The sequence below is a fragment of the Paenibacillus sp. LHD-38 genome, from assembly GCF_031157315.1.
Taxonomy (GTDB): Bacteria; Bacillota; Bacilli; order Paenibacillales; family Paenibacillaceae; genus Pristimantibacillus.
Genome location: NZ_JAVIFU010000012.1, coordinates 135,050 through 154,601, shown reverse-complemented (window position 1 = coordinate 154,601; position 19,552 = coordinate 135,050). Strand labels below are relative to the sequence as shown.

Here is a 19,552-nt window from a genome sequence, read left to right as displayed (position 1 = left end):
AAATGTCCGGGTTCTCCCAATCCGGCTGCTCCTGATTGAAACGCAATCTCATGTCTTAACAGCTCCTCTTCGCCTCATTCGATCGAAATACCACGGCGGCCCTGAACCGGCGGAGTGCGCCGACCCAAGGCCGTCCAGCCGCCTTCTTCAATAAGCGGCGGTAAAGAAATAGGAACCCGGACCCGTGCGGTAAACCGCATAACCGTCTTCGTACACGAGCCATTCGGCTGCTGGTCCGCTCATGCGCACCTCCGCGTGCGATGCTGCAGGAATGAAGATACGGCCCTCGCTGTTCGCGGGTATTTCGACTTTTACTGAAACCGTCCGCCCGGGACCGAGCTCCCATCTCACGCTCGCCAAGCCGGGACGCAGCTGCTGCCATGCTTCCGCCCATGCAACATCGCCTAAGACGGCCGGCTTCACCTTGACGATGAAGCGCCCGGTCCCCGGCTGGTAACGGTAATCCAGACCGGCCAAGCTGCTGTACAACCACTCTTCGAGATGGCCGAGCATGAAATGGTTTTGCGATTTTCCGACGGTCGGTCCGTCCCAGGCTTCTGTCAGCGTCGTTGCGCCGTGCGTAATCTGATAGCCGTAGCCGGGCGTATCCGTGTTCCTCGTCATCCGGTAGATGACATCCGAACGGCCGCCGCGGGCGAGTGCCAGTAGCACATACCGATGACCGACATCGCCCGAGGTCGTCAGCCATCCCCGCTCCCCTATGTTACGGACGAGGCGGTTCAAGAGCGCGCCGCGCTGCTCCTCCGGCGCAAGGCCGATTACGAGCGGCATCGCTGTCGCGGCATCGCTTCCTTCGGCGTATTGCGCGGAGGATGGATCGTAGAACGCCGCGTTAAACGCCTCTTTGACGGATTCGGCAAGCTTCGCATAAGCGGACGCGTCCTCCTCCTTGCCAAGCACGGCCGCAATTTGCCGCATCGCGCCGACCAGCCCGAAGTAGATGGCGGTTTCCACAAACTCAACGGGCGTATTTTGAGCAAAGCCCGGCCCCTTCGGTCCGATATCGTACCAATCTCCGAGTCCGCCACGGAGAATGAATCCGTCCGACGTTTCAATTAAATAATCGATGTAGCGGCGCATCCCATCGTAATGTCTTTCCAGCGAGCCTTTGCTGCCGTAACGTTGAAGCATTTCCCATGCAGCCAGAATGTAAGAGCCTCCCCAGGCAGCCGCATCGCGGAACATATGCCAAGGCTCCTTGAATGCTACGAATTCCGGCGCCGTTGTCGGCACCATCCCGTTCGGAAGCTGGGCATCGGCCATATCGCGCATGATTTTGTCCAAAAGCGCTTCAATATCGTAATTAAACATGATGGAGGGGCCCATCAGATGAAGCTGCTCCAGCCAGCCCAGCTTCTCGCGGTGAGGGCAGTCCGTGAAAATGCTCTTCATGTTGCTGAGGATCGCCCAATCGATTATTTCGTGAATCTGGTTCAGCATCGGGTCCGAGCATAGGAAGCCGCCGCATACGGGCGTGTCCGGACAGATCATTTGGCCCTCGAGACCGTGCAGTACCGGAAGCCACGCATCCCCGCCGCTCTCATATCCGTACGGCACTGCACCTTCCACCTGCACGTACCGGAAGCCGTAGTACGAAAACCGGGGATGCCACTCTTCCATGCTTCCGCCCTTCAAGACATAGTTCAGCTCGTACGGCGAGCCCGAATATTTCTGATTGGCCATGCCCTCATCCGTCAGAAGCTCCGCAGGCGTCAGCTTGACCCGCGTTCCTTGTGGTCCGCTTATGCGGATGAAAGGCCAGCCCGAAAAATTTTGGCCCAGGTCGTATACGTAGACTCCTTTGCGCGGCTCTGAGACGCCGGACACCGGAAACCGCTTCGTTACCGTGAGCGGAGGAGACGATTGCGCCGACAGCTTGCCTTGCGGCGGCTGCAGCTCGCAGACCCTCCTCCATCTTTCGTTCTCCTCGAAGCCGGGCTCATCCCAACCCTCCTGCTCCAGTCCGGCATCATAATCCTCTCCGCCGTATATGCAGGAGAAGGTGAGGGGACTTTCACTCATCGACCACGAACGATCGGTGACGATTGTATCTCTCGTACCGTCATCATAATCGATGACCAGCTCGGCAAGACATTTCGGCTCACCGAAGCTGTCTTTGAATTTCGTATAGCGGCCGCCTGCGACATGATAAAATCCGTTGCCGAGAAGAACGCCAACCGTATTCTCCCCCTGCCGGACTTGGGAAGTTATGTCATAGACCGAATAAAGCACGGTTTTGTCGTAGTCCGTCCATCCCGGTTCAAGTTCCCGCTGTCCAACCTTCGCCCCGTTCAAACGCATTTCATAGTGGCCTAATCCGGAAATGTATGCACGCGCACGCGTAATAGTCCCCTTTACGGTGAAAGACCTTCGGATCTGGACGAGCGGCTGTTCGCCGCTCGCCCCGGCAGAGGCGCCGATCCAGCGTCCCGACCAACGGTCTCCTGCCAGCATACCCGTTTCCCACCACGCCGTACCGCTGGTCGAAGGCTTCCCATGTTCGTCCCACACCGTCACATTCCAGTAATACCGCTGCCTCGGCAATATCGCGACGCCTTCGTAAGGGACAGAAGTATGCGCGCCGGTTCTCACGATTCCACTATCCCACGCATCCGGCAATCCCGTCTTCAGCCGTTCTTCGCTGGTTGCAACGGCAATCCGGAATGCGTTCTGGCTGCTTCCGGGACCATCCGGCCTGCCGAACGACCAGCAAAACTGCGGCCTCTCAACGTCCAGGCCGAGCGGAAATTGTATTCCTTCTGTGCGCAAAGTCGCGATTTCGATCGCTGCCACCGTGTTCCTCCTTAATTGCCGCTTGGAAGCGGCAGCCTGATTGCTCAATCGCCGGAAATGCCGACATGCATTGGACCGGACCCGTTCAGAGCTTCTGTGATGTTGCGACGGCTATCGTCCGGTATTCGGGGAAAAAATTGCAGGTCCTATCGCCTTCTTGCGGCTTTCTGCATGCCGTATAAAAGTGATATAGAACGCCATTATGCGCGATGACGGAAGGCTTATGGGCATATACTTCATCAAGGTCTCCCTCTTCGCCGACAGCGATGATCGGCTCGGGATGCTTCGTCCAATTCAGAAGATCGCCCGAATAGGCTATTCCCTCCTGCGCCTTCTTGTAGTCGTAGCCAAAGAAGAACATTGCCCAGCGGCCTCCGTCCCGAAGAACGCATGGATCGCTGACAAACCCGCTGTCCCACGCATCCGGCGTCACGCGGATAACGGGATTATCTTTATGCCGCGTCCAATGGTTCAAATCCTTCGATGTGGCAAGCCCGGTCTGCTCGATCCAGCGTCCGTGGTTTTTGTTTTTGGCGTTATAAAACAAATAGAATGTCCCTTCGTGCTGCAGCAGACACTCCTTGTAGAGCCCTCCTCTTTCCCACGCCTCGCCTCCCTCCGGCGTCAGGATCGGATCAGGCAGGCGATGCCATTCGAGCAAATTTTCGTCCTCCGTCCAAGCCAGACCGATTTTGGCGGAGCCTTCCTCGTATCCATCTCCCGGATAGGAATGATAGGCTAGCCAATACTTGCCGTTCCATTTTTTCAGCGTGCCCGGCCCATACATCTCGTTATCCCGCAAAATCCAAGTTCCCGCAACGTTCCTTGAATCCCAGCCCGAACCATCGTTCCGGCGCAAAATTGTCGATTGGGGTTCCCATTTTAGCAGATCGTCGCTAACGGCAAGAGCCGTCTGATAGCCGGTACCGTCGTAGCCGACGTACATCATATAGAAACGGCCATGGTGGCGGAACACGAAAGGGCAATCGACTGCATGATAGTCGAAAGCGCCTTTCTCGCCGGAGCCGACCAGCACCGGCCTGCTCCATTTATAAGGCGTCAGCCAATTATTGATATTCAATTTCCATCATCCCCCGGTTGTGTGATCGATGCGCGCACGGGACCATACAAACCTCCTGTCGGAAAAGAAGCCTGCCATTCCGGCCGATGGGTCTTGTCCCAATAAGTGACGGCCGGATTCGCGCCGACGAGACTGGTCGGACGACCGTGCTCGTAATGCGTGCCAAGCGTATTCGTTACGCGTATACGCAGCATGTGCGAGCCTGCTGACAGCGTCCCTATCGCATAACGGTAAGGGCGCCATACGCGGACGCCAACCGGAGCGCCGTCCACCCAGACTTCCGCGGTCCCTCTGACATGGCCCAGATCCAGCGTAACCGCGCTTTCCTCCTTGAACTCCAGCTTCGTCTCGTATTCCACAGCTCCGCTGTGATGAGGCAGATGAAGTGCCGTCCGCCAGTCGCCGAGCTCCCCGCGGTGAGGGACTGTCTCGAACCGCACAGGCGCGCTCAAGACAGCGGCTTCCGTCATTGCGCCGTCCGGTTCAATCCGTACGACGGCCATCGTTCCTGCATCCTGCGCAGTGAATACGGATCCGCCTCCTGCAAATGGCACTTCTTCTCCTCCGATCCATAAGCGCACCCGGCCCTTTGTCTCCAGGCGCAGCCGATACGCGCCGGCAGGCAGCGGGAACCTGAGCCAGACCGGCCGGCCGATCGCGTCAACATCCGAAACGAAAGGGACAGGCGGCTTCTCCGGTACCGAGCCGGGCATAAGCCAGCCGACGCCGGGAAGAGGATGAGGTCGGTCATTTATCCATAATGACTCCGTCTCGGCGAACTGCAGCACCCCCGCATGAAGGACAAGCGAAGCATGACCTTGTTCATCCAGCCAGCCTGGACCTGTGCAGAACGGGATCACTCCGCCGTCATGCAGCTCGATTCTTCCGTCCGCGAACACTTCGCCTTTGCCTTCTGGCAGCAGGAACTTGATTTCGTTCATGCCTTCGCGCCAATAAGCCGTAATATCGACTTCTTCCTGTCCCTGACGAATATACGGATTGAAGTCTCCGTGCTCTGTAATGGAGACGCCGTTCACCTGCAGCACTGCCCTCCCTCGCGCGGCGAATACGACGCGGACGCGGTTCACCGGGCGATCCGCAGGAGCCGCCAGCTTCATTCGCAAGCAAGATTCGGGATTTGGCCGCCCGGCGAAAAGCCATTTCGGCAGCGGCTCCCCAGCGTTTTCGTTTATTTCGATTCCGGCACGCAGCATCCCGTTCGATCTGGCTTCCGCGCGCAGCACGACCGTATTCGGGCCTTCTTTCAGCCAGGCCCATGCCGTTTTCTCCTCAGGGCCTCCGCTCCATTCGACGGCATTCCCGTTGATCCAGCCTATTAGCTCGGCATTGCTTTCCGCCCTTATCCAGTAGCGCCCTTCTTTCGCGGCAACGGCGTTCGTGACGGCCCATACGAACTCACCCTTGGAAGCTTGGCCAAGATGCAAATATCTTCGCGGCACGCGGCCCATCCGCCCAGCCCAGGAACGGAATGCCAAATCGCCGAACACCGTGCTGTAGACGAGAGGCTGCGCCTTTTTCGGATCGAAGGACTCCCCCTTATGGACATGCCAGTAAGCTGATTCGCTCCACAGCCGATCTTCCCAGCCTGCTTCGGAAAGCTCTGGCATATGCCAGCCTTCCGCCACCCCGTCTTCGCCAGGCTGCTCCGTACGGATTAGCATCATGCGCCGCTCGGGAGGCATAAGACCGCGCTGGTCGTTGTGCAGGTCGAAGTCGCCGTACCGGTTGTCCAGCGTCGCCTCGATCCGGACGCGCCAATTGTCTAGCGTCCGGTTCTCTCCTCTGCTTGTCGTCCATGCGACCAGATTTGCAGGGAAGCGCGCTCTCCCCAAGGTCGGGACTGTCACGGAAGGAACGACCCCGTTCCGGAAGCCCACGGCCGGGGCAGCCTCAGAAAACTCGTCCGCCGCTCGGTTGCCCGGATTCATAGCGGACGCCTCGGGGCATACGATTAACGCGGCCGGCCAATGGTCGAAGCTCGCCTCAAGGGAAATCCAATCTCCTTCGCGCTTATAAGCGACGGGCTCGGTCCGGCCGCTTACCGGATCCCATAGCTCCGGAACGCCTGCTGTTCGAAGGCGATAAGCAGCTGCCGTAAGAGGCCGAGCGGACTCACCCGCCGGCTCGTGCATCCGAAGCAGCGTGCCATTCTCTGGCAGCAGGAGGAAGATGTCCGCCTCGTCCGTTCGCCGATGAAGCGACAAGCCGGGGCCTTCCACCCGTTTCTCCAGCTTTTGGTCGATGAGCTCAGCTGCTTCCTCCGCCGAGCTGACAAACACGGCGCCCGGAAGCGAGCTGCGCTCTTCCTCCGGCACATCCACCCCGACGACCAGCCCGCCCTGCTTCGCCATGGCCTGCGCTTTCGAAAAAGCAGGCTCGTTCATTAAAGTGGTCCCGCAAAGTACCAGCACCTTGAAATGTTCGCCCGCAATTTCCAGTCTTCCGTCCCGGACGTCGCTTCTTTCGAGAACGGAGTCGTCCACGATATCGAAGTCGAGCTTACGTTTGCGAAGAGAGCCGGAATACGCTTCGGTATCCTTCCTGTGAATGGTTCCAGCTATGCTCAAGTACGCCTTCCGCAGCTGCGTAATTCGCTCATTAGGGTCGCGGTTAGAAGCTGCCATCGGATGCTCGAAAGGCTTTACATCGTCAAGCGACAGATAGCCTACCGCAGCGTAAGAAGGATAATGAACGGCAATGTCAGCCACGTGATTCCCTTCGCTCAGCAAGCGGCATACCCGGCTGACCGTGTCCGCGAATACGCCGTAGTGCTCAAAGTATGGCTGACGCCAGCCCGTATCCGGCGGCGCCCATTCCCACCAGCCGCCGCGGGTGGAATAATATACGGCGTGAGGACTGAACAGCGTCACCCCCGACTGCAGCCACGGGACCAGCCAGTGCATCGTTTCCTCGATCGTTCCGCCCCAGCCGCTGGAATGAAAAGCCTCCAGCCATACGCGGGATCCGCCGTTCAGATGGACGATAGAGGAATGGGCTTTCGAATCCCCGTCCATATCCGCTCCGGGCGAGTTGTACCAGCGGTGAGTCCGGAAATAATCGAGATATAACCGCTGCGCGCCGTGAACGTCAACCCTGCGCGCCGGTCCGGCTTGGTCGCATCCGATCAGCATGCCGTATTTCCGGTGCCAGTCGCCTAGAGGAATGAAAAACGCTCGTTCGGCAAGCTCCGCCGCGATCGCATAGACGCGGCGCCGGACGTCGGCAGCTCCGGGAATATTGTCGAACATCGCCGGAAGAGCATCAATCAAATTCTCGCCGTGACGTTCGCCATAAATGACCGGAACATCCGGCGACCATAGCGGCAGCGGTGGAAGCTCGTCTTGGAAGCTGCCTGCGATCGTACGGCCCAGGTCGCCTTGAAAGCGCCTTTCGAGCTCGCCGTGTATCCGGTCTAGCATAGCAGCCGACGCCCGCGGATCAAGCCAGTTAAAGCCTTGACGTACGGCGGCATAACGGTATTCGCCCGTCTCCAGCAAGAGTTGCGAGCCAGAAGGCAATTCCTCCGGCAGCGGGTACCTGCGCAGCTGGTATCCGGCATATTCCGGCTTCTCCGCCACGAGTCGCGCAAGCTCGTTAGCGCCAGAGAACCCGATTTGATCGTAGAACCACAACCTCATCCCCAGCCGCTCGGCTTCCCGCAGCGCGACCTCGAACAATGTCCACCATTCCTCGCTCATGTAGACGGGAAGATCCCCGCAGGAACCGTATTGCGGGCCGGTCGGCGCCAGATGGATAATGCCGATGTTGCGAAGGCCTCCCTCCCGAAACTTCTGAAGCTGCCACCTTACTCTCTCTTCCGTTACTTCTTCGCCGCTCCACCACCAGAACGGCACCGGTCCGTAATGCGGATCCGGCTCCGGCTCCGTAAAACGATCTCGCATATGTGCCAAGCCCAAAACCATGTGTTTATCCTCTCCTCTCCTATTGCTCATCTTTTCCCGGTTCAACCGATATATTGAATTCGGTTCTGCAGTTTCGCAGACTTCTCCGGAAGCTCGTTTGACAACCACTTTACACGGTTTCAGGCTTCCGTATATAGGCTAGTTCAACCGTCTTTATAGGGGATTTTTGAAAGAGTCCATGGATAACGGGACATTCGATCCATTTTGCGAAACTGATTTGGCAAACATAATGACACGCGAGAGTGAGCCCTGCAAAACAATTACTGTATATGTAAAAAGCGTGGGGCTGTCTCAAAAGCGGCCGGCTCACTTTCGACATAGCTCGCTAGGGACAAAAATGGTTTTAACATGAAAATCGAGTAAGCCTATGCGCGTGCGCATAGGCTTCTCCCAGATCCGGACATGCGGTCATCGCATACGGCTCCTCCATGATGATCCTTCTATACTTGAGATTTATAGATGAATGACTTTACTCGGACTTAACCATTCTCTCATGCAAAAAATCGACGATATGCATAGCCTCCATCTTTTCATCGGGCTTATGCTTCTCAATTCCAAGCTTCATTTGGAGTAAACAACCAGGATTGCTTGTCAGCATATATCGAGCCTGTGTATGCTTAGCAAGTACCATCTTATGCTCCAATAGTTGCCCCGCCATTACTGGCTGAGTAACATTATATATACCTGCAGAACCGCAGCAGCGATCCGCTTCTTTCATCTCAATGAATTCCACGTTTGTTACCTGCTTCATCAATTGCCTTGGGGCCGCTGAACTCTTCATTACATTGCGAAGATGACAGGAATCTTGATACGTAATTCGAATTTTCTCTTCTTTGTTATTCACAAGATTCTCGGTAAAAGTTGGAATTCGTCCCTTTTCCATCACAAGATGGCTGATATCGACCACGCGCGATGCAAACCAGCTTGAGTCCTCACGCCAGTTCTCATCTTTATTAAGCAAATGGTCATATTCCATCAGCAGCGCTCCGCAGCCACCAGCATTCGAAACGATATAGTCAACGCCTGTCTCCTTGAAGACTGCAATATTTTTCTTAGCCAGCTCTCGCGCGGAATCCATCTCTCCGCTATGTGCATGCAGCGCTCCGCAGCAGACCTGAGTCTTAGGTATAAGCACATCGAATCCTGCTTCTGACAATAATTCCACTGAATTCACATTCGTTCCGGCGAACAAAACATCCATGATACAACCCCTGAATAGAGCTACTCTTGCTATCGCTTCTCCTTTGGCTGGATAGAAGTTTCCCAATTGCTCGACTACTCCATAGGCGGTTGCCTCTGGCAAAATCCCTTCCATCTCTCGCAAGTAGTCAGGGAATAACCGCATCATACCAGTTCCTCTAGCCGCACGCCGCAATCCCGATTTCTGATAAAAATGCAAGGAACGCCCCAGCCATTTCAATCGGTTTCGATGCGGAAAAACTCGGTTAAATAATAATTTACGAATACCTTTAACGGGAAGACTATGATCATTATGGTCCTCAATGGCATCACGAGCTTGTTCAATGAGCTGTCCATATTTCACATCCGCAGGACAAGCCGGTTCACATGCCCTGCAGCCAAGGCAGTGATTCATTTGTTCCTTGAATCTGTCATCCGGCTCCATCAGCCCATCAACAACCGCTTTCATAAGCGCAATACGACCACGCGGTGATTCTGATTCTACGCCTGTTTCCCGGAAAGTTGGACAAGCCGGAAGACAGAACCCGCAACGCATGCAGTTCGTTAATTGATTATAATCCATCTTTTTCAGAAGTGTATGTGACAGTGGATTACTGTGTTCGATATTAGGCTTGGTCATATCATCAGCGTTAGCCATGCTGCAGAACCACCCTTTTTTTCGTTTCTTTGGCAAATATTTTTCCAGGGTTCAGAATATGGTGAGGATCAAATACCTCTTTGATACCGCGCATAACTTCCATGCCTGCCGTACCAACCTTCCATTCGAGATAAGGTGCCTTTACAATTCCCACGCCATGTTCTCCGGTTATCGTGCCTCCTAACTCGATAGCAGCCTCAAAAATTTCAGCAAAGGCCAATTCTACTCGATGTATCTCTTCCGTATCCCTTGCATCTGTCATGGCCGTAGGATGAAGATTACCGTCACCTGCATGGCCGAAAGTGGCAATTGTAACCTGGTATTTCTGCGCAATTTCATTGATCCTAAGCACCATGTCGGCAATTTTGGACCGAGGTACTGTTGCATCTTCGAGTATTGTCGTGGGTCTTAGCCGAGCCAAAGCGGTAAATGCACTCCTCCGAGCCATTAACAGCTTCTCCGCTTCCTCACGGTTCGCCGCCACTTCAACTCGGTCAGCCTGCTCAAGCATACAAATCTCTCTAATCCGCTCGATGTCGCGCTCAACGGTCTCAGGATCTCCGTCCTGTTCAATCAATAAAATGGCTTCCATGTCATGCGGCAGCCCTAACTTAGCGAAATCATCGACGACTCGAATTGTCGAATTATCCATAAACTCCAGCGTCGCTGGAATAATTCTATCTTCAATAATTTTGGACACCGTACGTGCTGCACCATAGAGATCACGGTACATCGCGAGCATCGTCTTTTTGGCTTTTGGAGGAGGAATGAGTTTAAGCGTTGCTTCTGTTATAACCGCAAGCGTTCCCTCCGATCCGACTAACAATTTGGTTAAGTCGTAGCCAGCTACATCCTTCATTAGCTTTCCCCCGGTACGGATGATGCTTCCGTTCGGCAATACCGCTTTAAGACCAATGACATATTCTTTTGTTGTTCCATATTTTAATCCTCGAAGACCGCCGGAACATTCTGCGATATTGCCCCCAATTGTAGAAATACGCATACTGCTGGGATCAGGTGGATAAAACAAACCCAATGATTCGACATGAGCGGTAAATTCGGCCGTTATTAATCCAGTTTGAACAGTCGCAGTGAGATTTTCTAAATCGACATCAATAATCTGGTTCATCCGATGCATGACCATCACAATTCCGCCCTGTACCGGGACTGTACCACCACATAAGTTCGAACCTGACCCGCGGGTCACAAGCGGTATTTTTTCTTCAGATAATATAGTCATAATCTCAGCAATCTGATGCGTAGAAACGGGGTAAATAACTCCGTCAGGCAGAGCCTGCAGCATCGGTGTGCCATCATAGGAATGTGCGACCAATGCTTCCATATCGTCTCTATAATAGGTTGCTCCGACGATCGAACGCAGACGTCTTACAATGTTAACGTTTAACATTCATTCCCTCCGCCCAATTATTAGTCAGGTCATCTGATGACGCGAACGGCCAAGCGATTGTTCCCTGGCTTCAAGAAATCCGTGACATCAAACTCCACCCGGGGGCGTCAGCATTTGCAGGTTCTCCCAATCCGGTAATGCTTTGACCATGCAGTTCATGATAACCCTCCTCGCCTAACGCGCTCAAAATAATCGGCTCCGCCAACTTGCCCGCCTTTAAGCGACAGTTGAAGCCCGTCCATTCGGGAATCTTCTGCATAACAACGGCATAGCGGACCTCCAGGGACAATCGTGCTTATACACGACATTGCATAGATCCCCAGCTCACGTGTTACATAACCGGAAGTGTCACCGCCCGCAATTAAAATTCTACGCAGGCCGGACGTCTGCAAAATATCCCGGGTCAGTCTGCCGAGCTGCATACCGATAATACGACCGGAATCCGCTGGTTCTAGACCAAGAACATCCAATACCTTCCGAAGCGCTTCGATTGCCGGATCTTCCGGACCAATAGCGGAATAAAGAATAACATTCCTGCCTTCTACCAGGAGCGGTATTACCCGCTTCAGAAGCGCCTGTCTCGACTCTTCCGCTCGATTCGGCTCCAGCCAATCCTGCACTGGCACCTGAATGGCGGCATAGCCTTGCCCCAAAGCCCACTCGATTTGCGATTGCGTAACAGGCGAACAGCTCCCCGATACGACCAACAATTGATCCACTTCGCCTGGTGCTTGTAATTGTACATTATCCCGGTCAACGAGCCCCTCACTAGCCCAATGTGCGGTCAACGCGTACTCGACGCCTGAGGAGCCGATTACAAATAAGCTCATCTTCTGATCTAACGCTTCCTGCCAAATCAACCTGCCTGTCGTCTCCAAGCGCGAGACATCGAGCACATCGAACAGGACAGCAGCTGTCTCCTTATTCTCCAGCCGCTGCTCGAGCCTAGCCGCTACTTTCTCAGCCTCACCATCCAATGCCGGCAGTTCCATTAAAGCAACAGGCAATTCGGTTTGCTGCCGAAGAAGGAGTCGAAGATCCGATTCATGTATCGGCGTAATGGGATGACGGGACATCGTGGGATGACGATCAAGCCGATACGTCTCTCCATCCGCTCCGGCAGCGGCAAAATGATGGCCGAACACTGTATATCGCTTAAGGATCGGCACACCTGCCACAATCGGCACATACCTGCATTGAGAATAGATCTCCCGGCCCATCTCCAGCACCTTGCCAATGCTGCCTGCGCGGGGCGAAGAATCGAAGGTCGAGCATATTTTATAATGCACGACTGCCGTCCCATACGATTTCAGCAGTTCAAGAGTGGGCCGCAGCTCGCGCTCCATCTCGTCCGGCGTCATCGTTCGGCTTACTCCGGCAACGCCAAAGCACTCCACGTTCGGAAACCGTTGAGCTAGAAGCTCCGCTGATGGCGGCTCAAGAAACAGCACCGTCTCCACGCCATTCATGGCCAGAGCCTCCATCACATCTGTGGAGCCGGTAAAATCATCGCCATAGTAGCAAAGCAGTCTTTCATTTTTTTGCATCATTACGTCTAAGTTGTTCATTGCGCATGATCCTTACGTAGAAATTTGTCGAAGGCGCGGCGCAGCTCGACTCGATCCTTCGCATAATCTTCAGCAGGAATACCGCGTATCGCAGCCTCCCAGCCTTGCTTCATGCTCTCGACGCCAGCGACAGGGCCGTCCGGGTGAGCGAGAATACCGCCTCCAGCGAGATGCATTACATCAACCGTGCGCGTCCGTTCATACGTGACCGCTGCCGTCCCCGCCCATTGTCCCGAAGACAGGACAGGCATCGTCGCATAACCGCCCAATAACGGCTGCATACAGGCTTGCACAGACCTCACGACAGAATCGTCGGATTCATAGAACTTGCTACCTAATCCGTTGACATGCAGATGGTCAGCACCCGCGAGCCTGCACAGCTTCTGATATGCCCGGAAGTCCATACCAAGCTGCCCATGTCGCGTCAGCATCCCCCACTGATTCCGATGACCGTGAATCGGAACCTCGCTAAAGGTGTTCAAATAAGTGAGACCCGCGATTCCAACGCTGTTCATACTGACCATGACACAATTGCCTCCTGCCTTGACCACGAGATCGTGGTTGCGTTTCAGCGCATCGATGTCTCCCGTAATATTGTAGGCATACATCACCTTACGGCCCGTAACATCTGCTGCCCGCTCAATCGCCCGCGCGACCGTCACCACTTTATCCTGAAGCGGGAAATAAGGCGGATCCGCATTTAATTCATCGTCCTTAATAAAATCAAGTCCCGATATCGCCAGCTTATACACAAGTGACTCTAAATCCGCCGGACCCAGACCTACACTCGGCTTGATGATCGTACCGATAATCGGTCGATCGTAAACGCCGGTTAACCGTCGTGTCCCTTCGATGCCGAAACGCGGCCCCGGATAGCAGGCCGCGAAGTCATCCGGCAGCTCCAAATCTAGAAGCCGCAACCCCGATAACTCGCGCAGCTCATACAAGTTACCGGCTACACAAGCCATCAGGTTCGGAATCGACGGTCCGAAATTATGAAGCGGAAAAGAAACAACGACTTCCCCGCGTGAATAGGTACCGTTATGGCCTTTCGGTAAGACCGCCCCGGGCAGCGAAGGCTGCCCGACCTGCTCCAAAGGTGTGATGCACTCGATTCGGGCACCATGACGATCCTTAAGCGACGCCGTTTCGCCAGGCACTGCTGTGAACGTTCCGGTTGATTGTTCCCCTGCGATGGACGCAGCTGCCTGCTCAAGCGTGAACGGGGTTTCGACCAAATAAATGGCTATTATACGTTTTGTTTTCAATTTAAACACCTCGCAAATTATCGATTTATTCAAGCGCCTCCAATAACCGTTTAACCGCCAATACGCCTAAATACGGGCTGGTGTATACCGGCTTGCCGGTTTTCTCATTTAGAGCTGCTTCCATCCTTGCCATCGAGCCTTGCGCGAGCACCATAGCGTCCACCGAAGAGGCGATACTCGCCGCCGTTTCCGTGATTAAGCGGTCGTGCTCCTCCGGCTTGCCGCTGACCAGCGCGTCATATGCTCCCTTCGCCAGACCATCCACCAGTTCAATGGATTTTCCAGTAGCTTCTGCTTGGGAACGCAGCAAGGTCATTGTCGGATGCAGCGTCGTCGGCAAGGTCGCAATGACGCCAATGCGGGAATAGCGCCTTACCGCTTCCTGAGCCATCTGCTCATCGATCTTCACGATTGGCACGGATACAAATGGCCTTGCTCGATCGACCACTTCACCAACCGACGAGCAGGTATTCAAAATTACGTCGGCCCCAAGCTCCACCGCGTTCTGATAATAGTTCAACAGCCGCCCGGACACCTGTGAAGTGATCTCTCCAGCCTGTACGACGTCATAAATCAGGCTGTCATCGATGATATTAACGAGTCGGCAGTCCGGCAAGAGCTCGTTGAATACCTTTTTTAACGGATCTGCAAGGCCTTGGCCCGTATAGACCGCTACAATTGTTCTTTTCATTGCAATCTCTCCTCCCGAATGACGAAAGTTCTGTCTTTTTTTGAACGCGGCTCGTATCGACACTAGAGGTCTCATTCTGCACTTCCAAAAAAAAGAGGAATCTGCGGAACGAATTCTGTTCTGCAGATTCCCATGTTCTCAAGCAGTACGGAGAAGCCGCTGCACGGTCACTTCATTCGTGACCTGAATAACTTCCTTCAGAAACGTCATACCGCTTTCCACTCTACCAGATAAGTTCACGATCCAGTCTCCGATAATCGCCCATCCGCATCGGTGCATGATCATATACTTCGCGCCCGCTGTACAGCGGCTTTTGCCGTCCCTTTGGACTGATGTCTACAACATCATCGCCGCGCCACTGTGTATCGAATACTTGACCAACTGCATTCTCCTGTGTTGTTCGAAAGCTCAGCGGGAACGTAATCGTAATTGTTTCTCCTTCATATGCGGGACCAAGTAACAGGAAACACTTGTTAATCCAGCTGCTCGGATCTTTTCCTTTGCCTTCCGTCAATGTATTGCCTCGTTTGCGGGCAACGTTGATTTTTGTGAATCCCGCCCACTCAGGAATTCGGACGGCAAGCCGCGGCAGATCCTGATGAATGTGAAGCACGACTTTTCCTTCGTGCGGCAAGTAGCTGTCAACGTCAAGCCACTTTGAACCCCGGTTTAGCAGGAAGTTCACGCTGATCATGCCCTCTTGCTCCGTAATACTATTACTCCAACCCATGAACAAACCGCGCATTCCAGACCCTAAACAGCAAATTTGCAAATCGTTCGTATGGCCGCGTCCTTCATTAACGTCACAGCAGAAGTCGTTAGGAGCGGAGTATCCGGCGAAGGCTCCCCGCGTTCGATCTGCAACCTTATAATAGGAGCGATCTGCGTGAATGTCCCTCAACTTGTCCGTAGATTGTTCTACCCAATTCAAGTCCAGCAGTTGAGATTCCGCCAGGTGGTTCCGGAGAAACCGTTCAACGGTTCCCCAATATTCCACGTAACCATTTTTGGCGAGCGTAATCCCGGTCGCGATCAGATCCACTAAAGAGCAGGTTTCGTGCTCATAAGCTTGCTCGTGAAGGTCGCCTGGTGTCCAGCCGAATGCGGTGCACTTCGTTAGCGCCCAATCATAGCTCTTCTTAACCCAGCTAATCATCGCGGCGTTGCGCGTGAACTCACCGAAACGGGCAATCGCGTCCAAAGTACCCAACCGGGTGTGGAAGTGTCCGCTGCGGTAGGCTAGAGAATCATTAAAGCTCCCATCTTCAAGGAATACACGACTTCTTTCCGTAATGAGCGCCGTGAAATATTGGCAGAGCTCAAACGCATCCTGGTTCCCCGTTAATTCGTGGTACTTCAGCAGTGGCATAATGAGTCTCCCGCAGAAAGAAGCAGGGTCCGGAGCAAGCCGGAGTTGGACGGCATTCTTGGACGGCCATCCCGTTTCCTTATATTCAGAAGCCGGATAATACCAGATGTCGCGTTCCTTGATCGCGATCCGTTTAAGTGCCGCAACATGACGATCCGCAGCTTCCTTAGCCTTCTGATCTCCCGATTCCATATACCAGGTTGTCAGTGACAGGATCACAGCACGCTGATCGATCAGATTCGCATTCGTCTCCCATTTGTGTACCGGATTCAACTGGCGGTAGCTCATTCCGTCTTCCTTAAAGAAGGAGAGCAAGTTGGAGCGATATCGCTCCTCTACCTCCTGTCCGAACGTTTCACCGGACATATGCCTTGCAAGGATCATCCCGTCGATCATCCGGCCGTGGGAGGAACCGTAATCCCAATCTCCATGCGTCATGTAAGCGGGCTTAGCCATTAAATTTGCCGCAAAGAACGGCACATAATCGTAATCCCTATCCGCAATGCCCACCATCGCATTCAGAGCATGGGCAGCCCGTTCTTCCAGCATCAACGTATCCGGTATTGAACGCTTAGCCATTTCATTTCCTCCTCTTCATACTTTTCTGCGTTATAGCAGTTTTTTCAAGCCCTCGAAACGCACCGTCCAAGAACCGTCTTGCGGGAAACCCGGAGTATGATGATCCGGAAAGCCTTCCGTCAAGCGTTGCCTTGTATCGGTCAATTCCTCGGAGAGGACAGCCTCCTCCTCTGAAGACAAAAGCCGAAACCGATCTGCCCGAGATGCAGCTTATGCGGATTAAAGCGATGCCACTTGTATTCCTCCGCAAATTGATAGACCGGCAAATAAGGATAGCTGATAAATCTACTGTTATAGGTCTTGTAGGATGTTCTCTCATAATTTTTCATATCATAGCTTTCAGAATTGGGAAAGCTGTGCCAAGCCTAGTTAGACATATGAACTAGTGGAACTTATCGCAACCTTAGGATTGTTTGCTTCAAGGAAGATGATGATATACGCGGTTAGGAGCTAACTCAATCGCTTGGCGGATAGCTTCCTTCATGCTTTGCTCGTCAGCGATTCCTTTGCCGGCAATATCAAACGCGGTGCCGTGGTCTACGCTGGTCCGAATAATAGGCAGACCGACGGTAATGTTAACGCCAGCCTCAAGTCCAAGCACTTTAATAGGGCCATGTCCCTGATCGTGGTACATCGCTACGACGATATCAAAATCGCCGCGCGTCGCTCGGAAGAACAGGGTATCGGCCGGAAGGGGCCCAACCGCATGAATGCCATCTTCTTGAGCCTGTTTGACGCCGGGAATTATTTTTTCTTTTTCTTCTCCATAACCAAACAGCCCATTTTCTCCGGCATGTGGATTAATGCCGCAGACAGCGATTTTCGGAGCGGCAAAGCCTGCCTTTTGCAACGTTTCATGCGCCATGCGAATGACCTTATAAACGCGTTCCGGATTGATCATCTTAACGGCATCGATAATGCCAACGTGAGTCGTGACGTGAATGACCTTCAGCTTTGGAGCGGACAGCATCATCGAAAAATCCTTTGTACCGGTCAAGTCGGCCAAAATTTCGGTGTGTCCCGGATAAATATGTCCTCCTTTGTGAAGTGCTTCTTTGTTCAATGGCGCTGTGCAGATCGCATCTATCTCGCCGGCATTTGCAAGCTCGATCGCTTTCTTCAAAAAGCTGAAGGAGGCATGTCCAGCCTCGGCAGACACTTGTCCGATCGGCAGATCGGCCGGAACCAAATCCAAATCCAGACAGTCTACCGTGCCAAATTGAAACTGAGCCTCCGTGACGGTTTGAATGTTATGGATTTTCAGTCCTGTTTGGACAAAGCCTTCGGCTCTTTCCATGATTTTCGAATCGCCGATGACGAAAGGTCTGCTAGATTCATATACAAGGGGATCTTGCAAGGATTTCAATATAATTTCAGGGCCGACGCCTGCAGCATCCCCCATTGTAATTCCTATAATTGGTCTATTCATTTGATTGTCCTCCCTTCACAGCCACTTTAGCATGCACCAAACTATTTTCATTGCCGAAAGCACCGGCTTTCGTGACTACCCACAACGGCTTGCTCCCTACGAATTTTCCCAGTGGAATTCCCGGTTCAATCTCACTGATGAGCTGAATGCCGGATACGCTCAGATGCTTGCATACGGCCTTAGCTGTATCCCCGCCGGTTAGAATAACGCCTTGCAGTTCAATCTCTCGAATAATTCCGGAAGCAATTCCACCCAATATAGCTGCGATCCGGTTGGAAACCTCCGTAGAATCAAATCCTCTTACGGCGCCTGCCGCTTTGGATAATTGGACATGCTCGGGTGAGGAGCTTGCATAAAGAGACACATCTGAACCTGCAGCTATGGCCGTCAGGAGCTCCATCTTGCATCGCTCGATTTCCTTAGAGCAGCCCTCATCGGAGGTAAGGGCCGTAACCGTGTTAAACTCCACGGCTTTGACCTGCGGACTTAGATTAAACGCGGCAATCTGACTTCGGGTTACCTTAGAAATGCTGCCCGCAACTAAAAGTATGGGCTTATTGGTGACGGATATAACCGAATTTAAGACTTTACTGCTGCTGCTCAACAAAGCCAGCGCCTCTGGAAGGTAATCTGCGAGACCTGCCGATCCTGCCCATAGAATCCGATATTCGCTTACCGCCATGATTTCGGCGATTTGTTGCATATCTTCTCCCGAAACAGAATCAAACACAATTATTTCAATTTGTTTCTGAAGTAAAGCTTTTACTCGGGACAAAACGGCTTCCTTACCTGCACGAAGGGTTTCTAACGGGATTAGTCCCGCTTTCCGTTTCGATTGGGAAGCGAGCAGCTTTACTAAGTTTGATTCCGTTACGGGACACTTGGGATCTCTTGCTACTTCAGTCTGAGCGATCGGTACATTGTTCATATAATGGATGCCGTTTCTTGTTGTTCTGCCTAGTTTCGGGAATGCAGGCGCTACAACTGTAAAATCCACTGGGATGGTATCCGCGACGGCGTCTATTTCTGTGCCTAAGTTACCTCGCAGCGTAGAATCCATTTTTTTATATACATGCTTAAAGCCTAGTTGATTGACTTGAACCGCAGCTACCTTTGCCTTCTCATAGGCCAATTTCCTTGAAACTGACCGGCTATCCGTATCGAGAACAATGACTTCTATTTCCTGTGTGCCTGTAGAAAAATGATCAATATTAAAAATGACCTGGGTCTCAAAGCCTTTTCTTGCGAACTGCACGCCCGAGTCGGACGCTCCGGTTAAATCATCTGCAATAATTGCGATTTGCCTCATAAATGTGGTATCTCCTTGCATCTCATTCTTGTGTTTCATAAGAGTGTTTAAAGGTCCGGAGGCCAGCTCCCCCGTAATCCGGCAATTAAGGAGAAGAATGGAACCATAACAGGTACGGCTTTTGACAGAAACTCACGCATTTCTTTATCCAAGTTTCGAGTTTCTCTAGTTGTGTTAAACAAATTTATATAAATGCTTTATTTTGCAACACCAAATAAATTTTAGCTTTATACGATTATTATAAAGGGCTAAATG

The 19,552-nt window shown here is 53.0% G+C and carries 11 protein-coding genes; all 11 read right to left on the bottom strand.

All coding sequences use genetic code 11. From position 1 onward, the window contains the following. Positions 1-147: 147 nt before the first annotated feature. The 11 genes from RCO25_RS12795 to RCO25_RS12745 all read right to left on the bottom strand — a co-directional run bounded on the left by RCO25_RS12795 (position 148) and on the right by RCO25_RS12745 (position 19,297). Positions 148-2,814, bottom strand: coding sequence for a family 78 glycoside hydrolase catalytic domain (locus tag RCO25_RS12795; RefSeq protein WP_308996531.1), 2,667 nt, complete (start codon positions 2,812-2,814; stop codon positions 148-150). Between the two features lie 85 nt (positions 2,815-2,899). Next, positions 2,900-3,895, bottom strand: a complete 996-nt coding sequence (locus RCO25_RS12790; RefSeq protein ID WP_308996530.1) for a glycoside hydrolase family protein — start codon at positions 3,893-3,895, stop codon at positions 2,900-2,902. Beyond that, positions 3,892-7,839 carry a glycosyl hydrolase family 2 protein gene (locus RCO25_RS12785; protein ID WP_308996529.1) on the bottom strand — a complete coding sequence of 1,316 codons (3,948 nt, stop codon included), beginning with the start codon at positions 7,837-7,839 and terminating at the stop codon, positions 3,892-3,894. The genes RCO25_RS12790 and RCO25_RS12785 overlap by 4 nt, the downstream gene beginning before the upstream one ends. Positions 7,840-8,308: 469 nt before the next feature. Further along, positions 8,309-9,676: a (Fe-S)-binding protein gene (locus tag RCO25_RS12780; protein WP_374992105.1), complete on the bottom strand. Its 1,368-nt coding sequence runs from the start codon at positions 9,674-9,676 to the stop codon at positions 8,309-8,311. Further along, positions 9,669-11,084 carry an FAD-linked oxidase C-terminal domain-containing protein gene (locus RCO25_RS12775; RefSeq protein ID WP_308996528.1) on the bottom strand — a complete coding sequence of 472 codons (1,416 nt, stop codon included), beginning with the start codon at positions 11,082-11,084 and terminating at the stop codon, positions 9,669-9,671. Before RCO25_RS12775 ends, RCO25_RS12780 begins: the two co-directional genes overlap by 8 nt. 155 nt (positions 11,085-11,239) lie before the next feature. Next, complete coding sequence (locus RCO25_RS12770) at positions 11,240-12,652, bottom strand: four-carbon acid sugar kinase family protein (protein ID WP_308996527.1); 1,413 nt, start codon at positions 12,650-12,652, stop codon at positions 11,240-11,242. Then, positions 12,649-13,920: a ribulose-bisphosphate carboxylase large subunit family protein gene (locus RCO25_RS12765; protein ID WP_308996526.1), complete on the bottom strand. Its 1,272-nt coding sequence runs from the start codon at positions 13,918-13,920 to the stop codon at positions 12,649-12,651. Before RCO25_RS12765 ends, RCO25_RS12770 begins: the two co-directional genes overlap by 4 nt. 25 nt (positions 13,921-13,945) lie before the next feature. Further along, positions 13,946-14,611, bottom strand: a complete 666-nt coding sequence (locus RCO25_RS12760; RefSeq protein WP_308996525.1) for an aspartate/glutamate racemase family protein — start codon at positions 14,609-14,611, stop codon at positions 13,946-13,948. Between the two features lie 223 nt (positions 14,612-14,834). Then, entirely contained in the window at positions 14,835-16,559 is a 1,725-nt protein-coding gene (locus tag RCO25_RS12755) for a hypothetical protein (RefSeq protein ID WP_308996524.1), read from the bottom strand. A 418-nt stretch (positions 16,560-16,977) separates the two neighbouring features. Then, entirely contained in the window at positions 16,978-17,988 is a 1,011-nt protein-coding gene (pdxA, locus tag RCO25_RS12750; RefSeq protein ID WP_308996523.1) for a 4-hydroxythreonine-4-phosphate dehydrogenase PdxA, read from the bottom strand. Continuing rightward, positions 17,981-19,297 carry a four-carbon acid sugar kinase family protein gene (locus RCO25_RS12745; protein ID WP_308996522.1) on the bottom strand — a complete coding sequence of 439 codons (1,317 nt, stop codon included), beginning with the start codon at positions 19,295-19,297 and terminating at the stop codon, positions 17,981-17,983. The genes pdxA and RCO25_RS12745 overlap by 8 nt, the downstream gene beginning before the upstream one ends. Positions 19,298-19,552: the final 255 nt, after the last annotated feature.